The 14,857-nt window shown below is 74.6% G+C and carries 9 protein-coding genes; 4 read left to right on the top strand and 5 right to left on the bottom strand.

What is annotated here, in order from left to right; translation table 11 throughout:
* Nucleotides 1-2: 2 nt before the first annotated feature.
* The 3 genes from NX801_RS09800 to NX801_RS09810 all read right to left on the bottom strand — a co-directional run bounded on the left by NX801_RS09800 (nt 3) and on the right by NX801_RS09810 (nt 3,622).
* On the bottom strand, nt 3-1,349 hold the full coding sequence (locus NX801_RS09800) for an MFS transporter (protein ID WP_258786903.1): 1,347 nt from the start codon (nt 1,347-1,349) through the stop codon (nt 3-5).
* Between the two features lie 138 nt (nt 1,350-1,487).
* Nucleotides 1,488-1,931 (bottom strand): MarR family winged helix-turn-helix transcriptional regulator, encoded by a 444-nt coding sequence (locus tag NX801_RS09805; protein WP_258786904.1) that lies wholly within the window; start codon nt 1,929-1,931, stop codon nt 1,488-1,490.
* A 236-nt stretch (nt 1,932-2,167) separates the two neighbouring features.
* Nucleotides 2,168-3,622 carry an NCS2 family permease gene (locus NX801_RS09810; protein WP_258786905.1) on the bottom strand — a complete coding sequence of 485 codons (1,455 nt, stop codon included), beginning with the start codon at nt 3,620-3,622 and terminating at the stop codon, nt 2,168-2,170.
* A 280-nt stretch (nt 3,623-3,902) separates the two neighbouring features.
* Between NX801_RS09810 and NX801_RS09815 the strand changes: the two genes are divergently transcribed.
* Together NX801_RS09815 and NX801_RS09820 are read left to right on the top strand one after the other, a co-directional pair.
* Complete coding sequence (locus tag NX801_RS09815; protein ID WP_258786906.1) at nt 3,903-4,178, top strand: DUF2530 domain-containing protein; 276 nt, start codon at nt 3,903-3,905, stop codon at nt 4,176-4,178.
* Nucleotides 4,179-4,294: 116 nt separating this feature from the next.
* On the top strand, nt 4,295-6,985 hold the full coding sequence (locus NX801_RS09820) for a cation-translocating P-type ATPase (protein ID WP_258786907.1): 2,691 nt from the start codon (nt 4,295-4,297) through the stop codon (nt 6,983-6,985).
* A 181-nt stretch (nt 6,986-7,166) separates the two neighbouring features.
* Here NX801_RS09820 and NX801_RS09825 read toward each other — a convergent pair whose 3' ends face one another.
* Both NX801_RS09825 and NX801_RS09830 read right to left on the bottom strand, forming a co-directional pair.
* Nucleotides 7,167-10,391, bottom strand: coding sequence for a sacsin N-terminal ATP-binding-like domain-containing protein (locus NX801_RS09825; protein ID WP_258786909.1), 3,225 nt, complete (start codon nt 10,389-10,391; stop codon nt 7,167-7,169).
* A gap of 852 nt (nt 10,392-11,243) precedes the next feature.
* The gene (locus tag NX801_RS09830; protein WP_258786910.1) at nt 11,244-12,218 is read right to left on the bottom strand and encodes a DUF3027 domain-containing protein; all 975 of its coding nucleotides are present in this window, start codon (nt 12,216-12,218) and stop codon (nt 11,244-11,246) included.
* Between the two features lie 700 nt (nt 12,219-12,918).
* Between NX801_RS09830 and NX801_RS09835 the strand changes: the two genes are divergently transcribed.
* Together NX801_RS09835 and NX801_RS09840 are read left to right on the top strand one after the other, a co-directional pair.
* On the top strand, nt 12,919-14,283 hold the full coding sequence (locus NX801_RS09835; protein WP_258786911.1) for an MFS transporter: 1,365 nt from the start codon (nt 12,919-12,921) through the stop codon (nt 14,281-14,283).
* Nucleotides 14,284-14,375: 92 nt separating this feature from the next.
* Nucleotides 14,376-14,855 (top strand): DUF2771 domain-containing protein, encoded by a 480-nt coding sequence (locus NX801_RS09840; RefSeq protein ID WP_258786912.1) that lies wholly within the window; start codon nt 14,376-14,378, stop codon nt 14,853-14,855.
* Nucleotides 14,856-14,857 lie beyond the last annotated feature (2 nt).

A 14,857-nucleotide genomic window follows, 5' to 3' on the forward strand; every position in this document is an offset into this window, starting at 1 on the left:
CGTCAGGCCGCCGTCGCCAGGCGCTCGCGCGGGACGAACCGCACCTGCGGGTGACCGTGCCGCATCTCGAAGCGCAGCTTCAGGCCGCCCACCCGGGCCAGCACCAGGCCGATCACGGCGGCGGCGGCCAGCGAGACCGCCCCTCCGGTGGCGAAGCCGATCCGGGCGCCGAAGGTGTCGGTCACCCAGCCCAGCAGGGGCGCGCCCAGCGGCGTACCGCCGACGAACACCATCATGTACAGGCTCATCACCCGGCCCCGCATCACCGGGTCCGTCGCCATCTGGACCGACGAGTTGGCGGTGACGTTGACCGTCAGGCCCAGCATGCCGACCGGCACCAGCAGGACCGCGAAGAGCCAGAAGTACGGCGAGAAGGCGGCCGCGATCTCCAGCCCGCCGAACAGCATGGCGGTGACCACCAGCATCCGCAGCCGGGAGCTGCCGCGCCGGGCGGCCAGCAGGGCGCCGATCAGCGAACCGACCGCCATCAGGGTGTTCAGGAAGCCGTAGGTGCCCGCGCCGACGTGGAAGACACCGTCCGAGAAGGCGGTCAGCCAGATCGGGAAGTTGAAGCCGAAGGTGCCGATGAAGCCGACCAGCACGATCGGCCAGATCAGCTCGGGGCGCCCGGCGACGTACCGCAGGCCCTCCCGGAGCTGGCCCTTGCCGCGCGGGGCGCGCTCCACCTTGTGCAGTTCCTCGGGGCGCATCAGCAGCAGGGCGGCGAGCGGCGCGAGGAAGGACAGGCCGTTGACCAGGAAGGACCAGCCGCTGCCGATGGAGGCGATCAGCACACCGGCGACCGCCGGGCCGACCAGCCGGGCGGACTGGAAGTTGGCGCTGTTGAGGCTGACCGCGTTGCGGAGCTGGGCCGGGCCGACCATCTCGGAGACGAAGGACTGCCGGGACGGGGTGTCCACCACCGTGACCATGCCGAGCAGGAAGGCGATCAGATAGACGTGCCAGACCTGGACGTGCCCGGAGAGGGTGAGGCCCGCGAGCACCAGGCCGAGCAGGCCCAGGGCGCCCTGGCTGGCGAGCAGCAGGCGCCGCTTGGGGTACCGGTCCGCGACGACTCCGCCGTACAGCCCGAAGAGCAGCATCGGCAGGAACTGGAGCGCGGTGGTGATGCCGACCGCGGCGGCGGAGCCGGTGAGGCTGAGGACCAGCCAGTCCTGGGTGATGCGGGCCATCCAGGTGCCGGTGTTGGACACGATGGCGCCGCTGAAGAAGAGACGGTAGTTGCGCACCTTGAGCGAGGAGAACGTCCCCGAGGCGGCAGGCGTCGTCGTGATGTCGTCGTCGTGGTTGCGTGCGGGGGCGGAGTCTGCTCCGGGTCCCGAACTCAAAGGGGTTCGCCTCCTCGGTCGCTGGTGGGCGGGGTGCGGTGTGGGGTGACTCGTGGGACGTCCTTCGGGCCGTGGGATCAGGGGAGTGGGCGGGTGGGAGAACAGGAGGGGAGGTACGGGTGCCCGGGAGCGCCGGCGCTAGAGGTGCGCGAGCTTCTCCAGGACCGGGGCGGCGGCGCGGAGCTTCTGCCACTCGTCCTCGTCCAGGCCCTCGGCCAGCTGGGCCAGCCAGGCGTTCCGCTTGCGGCGGGACTCCTCCAGCATGGCCTCGGCCAGCTCGGTCCTGCTGACCACCTTCTGGCGCCGGTCCTCGGGGTGCGGCTCCAGGCCGACCAGGCCCTTCGCCTCCAGCAGCGCCACGATCCGGGTCATGGACGGCGGCTGGACGTGCTCCTTGCGGGCCAGCTCGCCGGGGGTGGCGGAGCCGCAGCGGGCGAGGGTGCCGAGCACGGACATCTCCGTGGGGCTCAGCGACTCGTCCACCCGCTGGTGCTTGAGGCGTCGGCCCAGCCGCATGACGGCCGAGCGAAGGGAGTTCACGGCAGCCGTGTCGGCCGGGTCGCCGTGGAAGAGGACTGGCATGTCCTTAGCTTAACTCATTACCCTGGCTAAATACCACCGGAACGACCGCCGCCGGACGTGGCCTTGACCACCCGCACCCGGGGTGCCCGCGGAGCGGAAACGGCGCGGCCGGCCGGGCCGGTACGGGCGCCGGAGACGGCGCGAGCGCCCCGGACCGGGTGGTCCGGGGCGCTCGCGCGGGACGGGCTCGTGCGACACGTACGCGGGACGCTCACCCGCGTACATACGCGAGACGCTCAGGTGAGGCCCAGCGCCGGCATCGCGTAGTAGAAGACGAAGACCCCCGAGACGGCGTACATCGCCACCGGGACCTCCCGGCCGCGCCCGGCGGCCAGCCGCAGCACGCTGAAGGCGATGAAGCCGATGCCGATGCCATGGGTGATCGAGTACGTGAACGGCATCATCAGCATCGCCAGGAACGCCGGCACCGCGATGGTGAAGTCGCTCCAGTCGATGTCCCGGACCGAGCCCGCCAGGATCAGGAAGCCCACCGCCAGCAGGGCGGGGGTGGCGGCCTGGGACGGCACCATGGTGGCCAGCGGGGTCAGGAAGAGCGCCACCGAGAAGAGCCCGCCGGTGACGACGGAGGCGAGGCCGGTACGGGCCCCCTCCCCGACGCCCGCCGTGGACTCGACGAAGCAGGTGGCGGCGGAGGAGCTGCTCGCGCCGCCGGAGGCGACCGCCAGGCCGTCCACCAGCAGCACCCGGTTGATGCCCGGGAAGTTGCCGTCCTTGTCCATCAGCTCGGCCTCGTCACCGACGCCCAGAATGGTGCCCATCGCGTCGAAGAAGCAGGACAGCAGCACGGTGAAGACGAAGAGACAGCCGGTGAGCAGCCCGACCTTCTCGAAGCCGCCGAAGAGGCTGACCTTGCCGATCAGGCCGAAGTCGGGGGAGGCCACCGGGTTGCCCGGCCACTTCGGGGTGGTCAGGCCCCAGGACGGGACGGTGGCGACGGCGTTGATCACCATCGCGACCACCGTCATCACCACGATGGAGATCAGGATCGCGCCCGGCACCTTGCGGATGATCAGCGCCAGGGTGAGCAGACAGCCCAGCGCGAAGATCAGCACCGGCCAGCCGGTGAGATGGCCGTTTCCGCCGAGCTGGAGCGGGACGGTGGTGTGCGCGGCGTCCGGGATGCGCGAGACGAAGCCGGAGTCGACCAGGCCGATGAGCAGGATGAACAGGCCGATGCCGATGGCGATGCCCTTGCGCAGCCCCAGCGGCACGGCGTTCATGACCCGCTCGCGGAGACCGGTGGCGACCAGCAGCATCACCACCACGCCCGCCAGCACGACCATGCCCATCGCGTCCGGCCAGGACATCCGGGGCGCCAGCTGGAGGGCGACCACGGTGTTGACGCCGAGCCCGGCGGCGAGGGCGATCGGCACATTGCCGATGACGCCCATGAGCAGGGTGGAGAAGGCCGCCGTGAGCACGGTCGCGGTGACCAGCTGGCCGCTGTCGAGCTGGTGGCCGTACATGTCCTTGGCGCTGCCGAGGATGATCGGGTTCAGCACGATGATGTACGCCATCGCGAAGAAGGTCGCGAACCCGCCGCGCACCTCCCGGGCGACCGTGGAGCCGCGCTCGGAGATCTTGAAGAAGCGGTCCAGGCCGCTGGTCGGCTGCCGGGGGGACGGCGGCTGGGCGCCGGCGTCCACCGGAGCGGTGGCCGAGGAGGGCATGCGAAACCTCTGGGTGCGGGGAGGGACGGTGGGGCTCGCTCTTCCGCGCCCCGGAGCGACCCGGGGACGCGGCGCCCCGGAGCGACCCGGGATCTTTACCCGTTCTTTGGAGGTTCATCCGAACAGAACCGGTCAGTAGCAAGCTGTTTCAGTATGAAGAGATAAGGCGAAGATCGCCATCTTCGCGCGTAGACAGAAAGGAAATCGAGACCCGGCGGTGTCCGGTGGGGGCCGGGCCGTGCCCGGTGGGGCCGGAACAGGGGGCACCTAGACTGGGCGTATGGCCAAGTGGACCCCCAAGTACGAGGCGCCGGAACCCCTGGAGGGGCCCGTCGTCGCCACCATCACCGGCGGCACGATCATCTGGTTCGTCCTCTTCCTGGCGCAGGTCCCCTTCTACGGCTGGTACGCCGACCGCGACCTGACCTGGTGGATCTGGACCTGCCTCGCCGGGGCCGGGCTCGGGCTGATCGGCATCTGGTACGTACGCCGCCGCGACGCCGCCATCAAGCGGGACGCCGCCCGGGCGGAGCGGCCCGGCCCGGCCGCCTCGTAGCCGGCCGGGCGGAAGGGACCCGGGGTCCGACCTGAGAAGGGTCCTGGTCATCCGCCGGTCGGATCTTGGCCCTGCTCCGGCCGCGCGGCGCGGGCACCGCCCGTACCGTCGGAACCATGACGGAGCGGGTGACGGGCGACAAGACGGGCGGGACGACGGCCGGCAAGGCGGACGCGGACGGCGCGGCGGACGTGGACGGCGCGGCGGACGCGGACGGGACGGCGGCACACCGGCCGGACGACGGGACGGCGGGCGGGACGGTGGAGCAGCGGCCGGACGCCCGGCCGGGCGGGACGGGTGAGGACCGGCCGGAACGCGTCGTGGACCACCGGGCGGGCGGGCTGAGCGCGGCCGAGGTGGCCGAGCGCGTGGCGCGCGGCGAGGTCAACGACGTACCGGTGCGCAGTTCGCGCACGACCGCCGAGATCGTCCGGGCCAATGTCTTCACCCGGTTCAACGCGATCATCGGCGTGCTCTGGGTGATCATGCTGTTCGTCGCGCCGATCCAGGACAGCCTCTTCGGCTTCGTGATCATCGCCAACACCGGCATCGGCATCATCCAGGAGCTGCGCGCCAAGAAGACCCTGGACGGACTCGCGGTCATCGGGGAGTCGAAGCCCACCGTCCGGCGGGACGGGGCGGCGGTCGCGGTACCCACCTCGGAGCTCGTCCTCGGGGACTGCGTGGAGCTGGGCCCCGGCGACAAGGTCGTGGTGGACGGCGAGATCAGCGAGGCCGACGGCCTGGAGATCGACGAGTCGCTGCTCACCGGCGAGGCCGACCCGGTGGTCAAGAAGCCGGGCGACCAGGTGATGTCCGGCAGTTTCGTGGTGGCGGGCGGCGGCGCGTTCACCGCCACCAAGGTCGGCCGGGAGGCGTACGCGGCCCAGCTCGCCGAGGAGGCGTCCCGGTTCACCCTGGTCCACTCCGAGCTGCGCTCCGGGATCTCGACCATCCTCAAGTACGTGACCTGGATGATGGTCCCGACCGCGATCGGGCTGGTCATCAGCCAGCTGGTCGCCCAGAACGCCGCCTTCCGGGACTCGGTCGCCCGGACCGTCGGGGGCATCGTGCCGATGATCCCCGAGGGGCTGGTGCTGCTCACCTCGGTCGCCTTCGCCATCGGGGTCGTACGCCTGGGCCGCAAGCAGTGCCTGGTGCAGGAGCTGCCCGCCATCGAGGGGCTGGCCCGGGTGGACGTGGTGTGCCTGGACAAGACCGGCACCCTCACCGAGGGCGGCATGGACGTCAGCGAGCTGCGGACGCTGAACGGCACGGACGAGGCGTACGCCCGGAAGGTGCTGGGCGCGCTCGGCGGCGCGGACCCCCGCCCCAACGCCTCGCTCCAGGCGATCATCGACGCCTACCCGGACGGCGACGGCTGGCGGTGCGCCGAGGCGCTGCCGTTCTCCTCGGCCCGCAAGTACAGCGGCGCGGTGTTCGAGGAGAGCGGCGAGAGCGGCGCGAGCCACCGGGCCGCCGGGACCGGGGCGCGGGGCGAGGAGGCCGCCGGGACCGGAACGCGGGACGGGGACGCCGGGGCGCGGGGCGGGGCGGAGAGCCGCTGGCTGCTGGGGGCGCCGGATGTGCTGCTGGCCGACGGCGACCCGGTGCTGGCCGAGACCGAGGAGCTGAACCAGCAGGGGCTGCGGGTGCTGCTGCTGGCCCGGGTCACCGGCGGGCTGGCCGACCCGGAGGTGACCCGGGACGCCCGGGCCGCCGCCCTGGTCGTCCTGGAGCAGCGGCTCCGGCCGGACGCGGCGGACACCCTCGGCTACTTCGCGGACCAGCGGGTGGCCGCCAAGGTCATCTCGGGCGACAACGCCGTCTCGGTGGGCGCGGTCGCCGGAAAGCTGGGGCTGGCCGGGGCCGAGCAGACCGTGGACGCCCGGAAGCTGCCGGCCGAGCGGGACGAGATGGCCCGGGCGCTGGACGACGGCGCGGTCTTCGGCCGGGTCACCCCGCAGCAGAAGCGGGAGATGGTCGGCGCGCTCCAGTCGCGCGGGCACACGGTCGCCATGACCGGCGACGGGGTCAACGACGTGCTCGCGCTCAAGGACGCGGACATCGGCGTCTCGATGGGCTCGGGCTCCGAGGCCACCCGGGCGGTCGCCCAGATCGTGCTGCTCGACAACAGCTTCGCCAGCCTGCCGTCGGTGGTGGCCGAGGGGCGGCGGGTGATCGGCAACATCACCCGGGTCGCCACCCTGTTCCTCACCAAGACCGTCTACTCGGTGCTGCTGGCGATCCTGGTGGTCTGCACCGGCGTCGAGTATCCGTTCCTGCCGCGCCATCTGACGCTGCTCTCCACGCTCACCATCGGCGTCCCGGCGTTCTTCCTGGCGCTGGCGCCCAACACCGAGCGGGCCAGGCCGCACTTCGTCCGCCGGGTGATGCGGTACGCGGTCCCCAGCGGCATCGTCGCGGCGGTCGCCACCTTCGCCACCTATCTGTTCGCCCGCCACCACTACACCGGTACGGACGCGCTGGGCGCCGAGACCAGCGCGGCCACGCTCACCCTGTTCCTGGTGTCGATGTGGGTGCTGGCGATCATCGCCCGGCCCTACACCTGGTGGCGGGTGGCGCTGGTGGCGGCGATGGGCGGGGCGTTCCTGGTGGTGCTGGTGGTGCCCTGGCTCCAGAACTTCTTCGCGCTGCGGCTGGTCGGGACGGTGGTGCCCTGGACGGCGGTCGCCGTCGCGGCGGTGAGCGCGGTGCTGCTGGAGCTCGGCTGGCGGCAGGCGGACCGCCGGCTGCGGGTGGCGGAGGCGGAGGCGGCAACCGAGACGGCGGAGGCGAAGAGGTAGGAGCGTACGGGTCATGCCGGTACGGGGCAGGCCGTACGGGGCAGGCCGTACGGGGAGGGGGCCGGGCCCGGTCGTGGAACCGGGCCCGGCCCCCTCTCGTACGCCGTCGGCCCCCTCTCGTACGCCGCCGGCCCCCTTCTCGTACGTTCTCGTACGCCGCCGCCGGCGCCCGTACCGCCCGTCAGTCGAACCAGCGGTCCCGGGCCAGCTCCGCCGTGCGGGACGGGTCCTCCAGGAGCGCGGCGACCTCGAAGCGGCGGGGCCACTGGCCGGCGGCCCAGGCGAGACCGGCGGCGACGCCCTCCAGGGTGGCGGCGTGCAGGGTGCCGTCGGGGGTCCGGCGCCAGTCCAGCTCGACCCCGCCGGCCCGCAGCTCCTCGTGCTCCTGGTAGGTCGCCGGGGTGCCGGGCCCGAGGAGCGCGTGCACCGAATCGGGTACGTCGTGTTCCTCGCCGTCCGTCGTCACCTCGGCCACCACCGCCTCGCCCAGCCGCCGGACCTGGAGCAGCTCCGCGAGGGCGCCCGCCAGGGCCGGGGCGACCGGGAGCAGCGGGAGTCCGGCGGTGAGCGGGAGCAGGTCGGGGGCGTCGGCCACCAGGGCGTCGGCCGCGTCCACCACCCGTACCTCGCCGTCCACCACCGCGCGCAGCTCGTCGGGGAGGGTGACCTCCTCGGGGTCGAGCCCGGCCAGCGCGGTGTAGAGCCCGTGCAGCTGGGCGCCCGACACCGGGCGGTCCGGGTCCCCGAGCCGGGCCAGCAGCTCGGCGGCGCCGCCCGGTTCGTCGAGGAGGGCGGCGACCGAGGTACGGACGCCGAGGGCGCGCAGCACCTGGGCGTCCGCGAAGCCGGTGGTGTCGGCCGCGTCGTACAGCCCGGCCAGCAGCGGATCGGCCCCGGCGGCGCGGAGACCGGCCGGGCGGCGGCCGTCGAGCACCGGGTGGCCGCGCAGCCACCAGGCGGTGTAGGAGCGGACGTTCTCGGTGGTGCCGTCCGGGAGCAGCACCCGCACCGGCTGGACCAGCGCGTCCCGCAGCGGCGGCCGGGCGAGCTGGGCGAGCGCCTGCGGCCAGGCGTCGTCGTCCACCAGCTCCAGGTCGCGTACGGCGGTCAGTTCGGTGGCGACCGGCGGCACCGGGGACTCGGGCAGCCGGTCGAGCACGTCCTCGCACCAGACGTCGACGGCGTCCAGCAGCCCGGCGTCGTCGGGCTCGGGGAAGTCGGTGTCCCGGGGCTCCAGTTCGTCCGGGTCCAGCACCACGTCGGCGGCCCGGACCAGGGCGAAGCCGGCCAGCACCCCGCAGGCGGTGAGCGGCTGTTCGCCCCAGCGCTCGGCCAGTTCCGCGTCGCAGAGCGCCAGTTCGTCGGGGCGCAGCACGGCGGCGAAGGGGCTGCCGGGGAGCACCAGCTCACTGGCCGGGGCGAGTTCGCCGTCCTCGTCGGGGAGGGCGAGCGCGCCGAGCCAGGGTTCGTCGCCCGGCTCCAGGGCGGCCTCCCGGACGAGCGCCAGCACGATCTCGGCCAGCTCCTCGGCGTCCGGGGTGTCCTCGTCCCAGAGTTCGCCGTCGTCCAGCGAGGCGGCGACGGCGGCCCGCACCTGGGGCGTGGTGAGCACCGCGCGCGGGGTGGCGGGCAGGGCGCCCAGCTTCTCCAGGACCGGGTGGGCGGCGTCCGGGTGGGCGACCTTCAGCCCGAGCCGGGTCAGGTCCACCGGCATGTCGGGGAGCGGCAGCAGGACTTGGCGGGGGCCGGTGGCGGTGCGCCCGCCGACCAGCGGGACCGGGAGCCCGGCCAGCCGGTCCGGGTCGACACCGGCCAGCGACTCGTAGAGCCGCCGCCACCACTCGGGGGCCCGCTCCACGCCGGCGATCCGGTCGATGGCGTCGCCCAGCGGCAGCCGGCCCACCCCGAGCGCCCGCAGCTCGGCCCGGCGCTCAAGCCCGGCGGGGAGCAGGGTCGGCAGCACCTCCGCGAGCACCCGTACGGTGTCGGCGCCGGCGCCCTCCACCACCTCGGCCTCGAACGGCCGCAGGGCGAGCGGGTGTTCGTCCGCCTCGGCCCCGTCGGCCGCCTCCGGCCGGTCGTCGGTGACCGGCCCGGCGGCCTGCCCGGCGTCCCATCCTGCGGCGTGCCCGGCGTCCGATCCGGCAGTCGGCCCGGCGGCCGGGGCCAGGAACGGCACCCGGGGCAGCAGTTCCAGCGCGGCGGCCCGGATCGCCCCGTCCAGGGCGCCGGTACCGAGCGGCCCGGGCACCAGGTCCAGGGTGCCGGTGCTCACCGGCCGCCAGGCGCCGAGCAGTTCGGCGTACGCCTCGGCGGCGCGGGCGGCCAGGAAGTCGGTGAGCGGCCCGGTCGCCGGATGGCGCCGGGTGGTGTCCAGCGGGAAGGTGGCGATCAGCAGCGCGGGCAGGCCCAGCGGCTCGTCGGTCGGCGTCGGGGCGTGCACCACGGGGGCGGTGTCCGGCCGGACCGGGGCGCCCTCGCCGTCCACCGGCACGGCCCAGGTCACCGTCCAGTGCGGGCGCAGCCGCTCCTCGCGCGGCCGGTCCGCGAGCAGTTCGGCGGCGATGGCGCCGGTGCGGGTCACCGTCCGCCAGCGGCGCTCGACCCGGTCGGTGTCCCGGGCGGTGTCCCGGATCACGGTGTACGGGCCCTGCTGGGCGCGGGAGAGCACCCGGGTGCCGCCGCCCGGGGTCTCCACGACCACCTCGGCGAGCCCGGGCAGGGTGAGCAGCAGGGCGTCGTCCACCCCGTCCAGCAGCCGTTCGGCCAGGCCCTCGGCGGCCGGGTCGCGCAGCGGCAGCACGACCACCGTGTCGTACCCCTCGGGCGCGGCCCCCTCGGCGGGCAACGGCAGTCGCAGCAGCGGCACATGGCCGTCCCGGCGGCGCAGCTCGTCCCCGAGGCCAGGGCTGAACATGGCGGCGTCGGCGGCCAGTTCCCGGGCCTCACGCAGGGACCAGCGGACGCCCCCGTGGCGGCCCAGCACGGCGGGCTCGTCGCTCACCGCGAGCACGGCCGCGAAGCCGACGCCGAACCGGCCGACCGCGCTCTCGTGGCCCTCCCGCTTGGCGGAGGCGCGCAGGGTGCTCAGCGACTCGACGCCGGTCGCGTCCAGCGGCGCCCCGGTGTTGGCGGCGGCCAGCACGGCGGGGGTCCCCGGGCCCGCCGGGTGGAGGGTGAGCCGGAGCCGGCCGGGCACCCCGGCGCGGGCGGCGGCGTCGGCGGCGTTCTGGGCCAGCTCGACCACGAGCCGGTCGCGGTAGCCGCCGAGCGCCAGGTCCTCCTCGGCGTTGGCGTCCTCCCGGAACCGGGCCGGTCCGGCGCCCCAGGAGTCGAGCACCCCGCGCCGCAGCCGTGCGGTCCCGAAGGGGTCCGCCCCGCCGGCCGCCGTCGCCCACCCGTTCACGTTGTGCTCCGCTCTGTAGAGGCTTCGGCCGTGGCGGCTTCCGCCGGGTCCGTAGAGGCTCCGTTGCCGAAGGTATCGCGTACCCCGGATCGCCCCCGCACGGCCACCGTGCAGCCGGCACCGACGCCCTGGGGTGCCAGAACCGTGTCCCCGGAGGAGCCGGGACCATGTCTCGGGGGGACCGGGCGAACCGGGGCCCGGGGCCCCGAGGAACCGGGGAGGCGGGTCGGAGGAGTGAGCGCCCGCAACACCTGGGGCACCCGCACAACGCCCGGTCCGGTCACCCGCAACGCCCAGGGGGGTCGCCCACAACGCCCGCGAGGGGCGGGCGTCCACCCACCCGTGACGAGCCGTCCGGTCGACGGAGGGAGCCGGCCGGCCGGACGACGACCCGGCCGACCGGCGCGTACCGGAACCCTCACGGGACCTTCGCACCGACCACGGGCGGCGCACCCCGGCCGTCCTCACCGCCACGGTGGAACCACGGGCGGCGAGCCGGTGGAACGGGCCGCCGGCATCCTGACCCTCACCGTGAAGGGGGGCTTGGGCACGCTCGGGCCCGGCGCCCCGCGGGTGTCACCGCGCGACCCGGCCGACGGCGGCGGGAAGCCCGCGGGCCCGGCCGGCGGCTCGGGCCACGGGGCCCGGCCGACCACCGGGACCCCGGCGGAAGGCGCCCGGCGCAGCCATCGGCCGCGGATCTCCCCGGGCGACTCGTTCCCGGCCGGCGTCACCGGTCTGCGCGTCTCGCCGTTCGGTGACGGCGGCCACGAGACCGTCACCGCCGGCGGCTGGCCACGGGGTACGCCCGGATGCTCCGGTGCCGTGGGTGCTCCGGGCGCTCCCGGGGTTTCAGGAGTGGCCCAGGTCCTCCGCCTCCGCGTCCGGGGCGGCGGCCGGGACCAAACCGGCGTCCCGGTCGGGCCGGAGCGGGAAGGCGTCGGCGCCCAGCGAGTCCAGCACCGGCGGCGCCGGACGCGGAGGCTGGGGCATGACGGCCGCCTCGGAGTGGCCGCCGCAGCCGTAGGTGAGCGACACCACCCGGCCGTCGGCGGGCGAGAACTCGTTGGCGCACACCCCGAACGCCTGCCGCAGCGAGCCGGCCAGCGGCATCAGGAAGCCGCAGGAGACACAGGGCGCGGGCGCCGCCTGGGCCATCGGGGCCTTGGCGCCGAACGCCTCCTCCCAGCGGTCGGCGGCGACATGGAGGCCGTACCGGGACAGCACCCGGGACCGGCGCAGCCCCAGCTCCTCGGCGACGGCGGAGACGGCACCCCGGGCGGGAGCAGCACCGACGGCTTCCGCGCTTCCGGCGTCCGCCGCGCCCCTGCCGTCCTCGTACGCCTCCGGGCCCGCCGCCGGGGTGTCCCCGGGGCCCCGGACCTCGTCGGAGACGGCCGAATTGGGCAGCGGCTCGTCGGCGCCGGTCCAGCCGGGCTCCAGACGCAGGTCGTCCGCCTCGGTCGGCAGCAGGTCGCCGGGGCCCATGTCCCCCGGGCGGAGCCGCTCGCTCCAGGGCACCCACGCGGGGGCCAGCAGGGCGTCGGGGCCGGGCAGCAGAACCGTCTCATCAAGGGTGACCACCCGGGCGCGGGAGGCGCGGGCGATCGTCACGGCCCAGCGCCAGCCCCGGTAGCCGGGCTCCTTGCACTCGAAGAAGTGCGTGACGACCCGGTCGCCGTCCGCCTCGACCCCTACGTGCTCGCCGACCACACCGGGAGCCGCGGTCTCCTCGGCCGCCTCCCGGGCGAGCTCGACCGCCTCGGCGCAGAGTCGGTCGGGGGCGGGGGTACGCGTAGTACGGCTTCGCGTCGTCGCAGCACTCACAGGTCTCGCTTCTCTCTACGCCGTCTCACGGATGCGCCTGCCGGATCACGGCGTACGGGCGGCGGGCGGAGCGGACCAGAGGGCCGCATCGACGTCCGCGCCCGACCTGAACCGGGCACACCTCACGTCAACCATTCTGCGGGATGCCGAAGAGGCGCGCGGCCGGAAAGGACCGCCGGTGGCGCGCTACGCACGCTACCTCCTCCGCCGCCCCGCGCCCACCGCCCCCGCCCCGACGGCCCGTCTCGCCGGCCCCGAACCCCCCGGCCGCCGCCCGGCCACTGCCCCGTCTCCCCCGTTCGTCGTCTCCCCCGTTCGTCGTCTCCCCCGTTCGTCGTCTCCCCCGTTCGCCGCCTCCCCTGCTCGCCGCCTCGCCTGCTCGCCGGTGGCCGTCCCCCGGCCCCCGTACCGGCGGACCCGGCCCTCCTCCGGCGAGCAGCCCCGGTGCCGGCGATCCGGTCCTCCGACGGCGAGCAGCCCCGTCCCGGCGCTCAGCCCGTACGGGCGGCTCCGGCGGCCCACCCGCGTTCAGCCTGTACCGGCGATCCGGCCGGGACGGCGATCGGACCCGCCGGTGGCCGGATCTGTCCACGACGACAATCCGCCGGTCGTCCGCCAGTCGTCCGCCGATGACTCGCCGGTGATCCGCCACGGCCCGTCGGCCGGTTCGTGCGGCGGGGTCCTGGGGCACTATGACGAGATGGCAGCCGCGAGCTCGTCCGGGGGCGAGGGTGAGGGCAGGGGTGCCGGGCCGTTGCGCAGGGCGGGCCGGTCGGTCGTACGTGTCCTGCGCCTGCCGTTCACCGGCGCGGCGCGCGGCATCCGCAGAGCCACCCACGCCCACGGCGCCGGGGAATCCGGGCTCGGCAAGCTGATCGAGCTGCACGCGGTGAACGGCGCCGGGGACGTACTGGTCACCGTCGCGCTCGCCTCCACCGTCTTCTTCTCGGTGCCGACCGACGAGGCACGCGGCCGGGTGGCGCTCTACCTGGCCATCACCATGGCCCCGTTCACCCTGTTGGCTCCGGTGATCGGTCCGCTGCTCGACCGGCTGCCGCACGGTCGGCGCGCCGCGATGGCCGGGGCGATGCTCACCCGGGCGGTGCTGGCGCTCACCATGTCCGGCGCGGTGGCCACCGGCGGCCTGGAGCTCTACCCGGCGGCGCTGGGCGTGCTGGTCGCGTCGAAGGCGTACGGGGTGGTGCGCAGCGCCGTGGTGCCGCGCCTGCTGCCACCCGCCTTCTCGCTGGTGAAGGCGAACTCGCGGGTGACCCTGGCCGGGCTGCTCGCCACCGGGGCGGCGGCGCCGATCGGTGCCGGGCTCCAGCGGATCGGGCCCGGCTGGCCGCTCTACGGCGCCTGTGCGCTCTTCGTCGCCGGAACGTTCCTGGCGCTGTCCATGCCGCCCAAGGTGGACTCGGCCAAGGGCGAGCGCCGGGTGCGGATGCTGCCGCACGGCGAGCGGAAGCCGAGCCTGCGGACGGTGGGGCCCTCGGTGCTGCACGGGCTCCAGGCCAACGCCGCGCACCGGATCCTCTCCGGCTTCCTCATCTTCTTCCTGGCGTTCCTGCTCCGGGAGCAGCCACTGGCCGGGCAGAGCGCGGCGGTGTCGCTGGGCATCGTCGGCGTGGCGGCCGGGGTGGGGAACGCCTGCGGCACGGCGGTGGGGGCACTGCTCCGGTCCCGCGCCCCGGAGGCGATCATCGCCACCATGCTGGCCCTGGCGCTGACGGCGTCGATCGTGGCCGCCGTCTTCTTCGGCGGGTTCGCGGTGGCGGTGCTGGGCGCGGTGGCCGGTCTGTCGCAGGCCCTGTCGAAGCTGTCGCTGGACGCGATGATCCAGCGGGACGTGCCGGAGGCGGTGCGCACCTCGGCCTTCGCCCGTTCGGAGACGCTGCTCCAGATGGCGTGGGTGGTGGGCGGCGCCATCGGGATCGCGCTGCCGCTCAACGGAAGCCTCGGGATGTCGGTGGCGGCGGCGATCCTGGCGCTGGGCGCGGCGGCCACCCTGCGCGGTCTGCTCACCGCCGCCCGGCGCGGCACGCCGTACCCGCGCGTGGCGTGAGGCGGCGCGCGGGCCGTACCCGCACGGTGGCGTGAGGCGGCACGCCGTACCCGCGCGTGGCGCGATCGGGACCGCCCGATAGCCTTCGCCCCATGACCGTTGCGTTTTTCTCCGGTAGGGCCCGCCGGGCCGGGGCCGCGCTGGGCGCTGCCGCCGCCGGGCTCCTCGTACTGTCCGCCTGCGACAAGCCGACCCCGCTCGCGACCGTGACGGTCGGGTCGGAATCCGTCAACTCCGAGGCCGCCTGCTACAACGACGGCAAGGCGCTCAAGGAGTCGGTGATCCAGGACTGTCTGACGAAGAAGGAGGGGAAGGCGGTCAAGGTCTCGACGGACGACAAGATCCGCTTCGGCGTCGACCCCGAGATCGCCGATCGCGGCTGGACGATCTTCATCGGCGGCCAGCAGGCGGAGCAGGAGCCGTACAAGAAGACGTACCGGACGCTGCCGGCCAACGCCTTCTTCTCCACCCAGTCCGGCGAGGCGACCACCGAGCAGAACATCAGCATCGTCGAGAGCAGCGGCAACAAGCTGACCGGCGTCTGGCACTTCAAGCTCAAGAAGTCGTCCTGACC

The sequence above is a fragment of the Streptomyces pyxinae genome (genome assembly GCF_024756275.1).
Lineage (GTDB): Bacteria > Actinomycetota > Actinomycetes > Streptomycetales > Streptomycetaceae > Streptomyces > Streptomyces pyxinae.

Coding starts and splice junctions, on each gene's coding strand:
- NX801_RS09805 (WP_258786904.1), bottom strand. CDS start 1,931: ATGCCAGTCCTCTTCCACGGCGACCCGGCCGACACGGCTGCCGTGAAC.
- NX801_RS09810 (WP_258786905.1), bottom strand. CDS start 3,622: ATGCCCTCCTCGGCCACCGCTCCGGTGGACGCCGGCGCCCAGCCGCCG.
- NX801_RS09815 (WP_258786906.1), top strand. CDS start 3,903: ATGGCCAAGTGGACCCCCAAGTACGAGGCGCCGGAACCCCTGGAGGGG.
- NX801_RS09820 (WP_258786907.1), top strand. CDS start 4,295: ATGACGGAGCGGGTGACGGGCGACAAGACGGGCGGGACGACGGCCGGC.
- NX801_RS09835 (WP_258786911.1), top strand. CDS start 12,919: ATGGCAGCCGCGAGCTCGTCCGGGGGCGAGGGTGAGGGCAGGGGTGCC.
- NX801_RS09840 (WP_258786912.1), top strand. CDS start 14,376: ATGACCGTTGCGTTTTTCTCCGGTAGGGCCCGCCGGGCCGGGGCCGCG.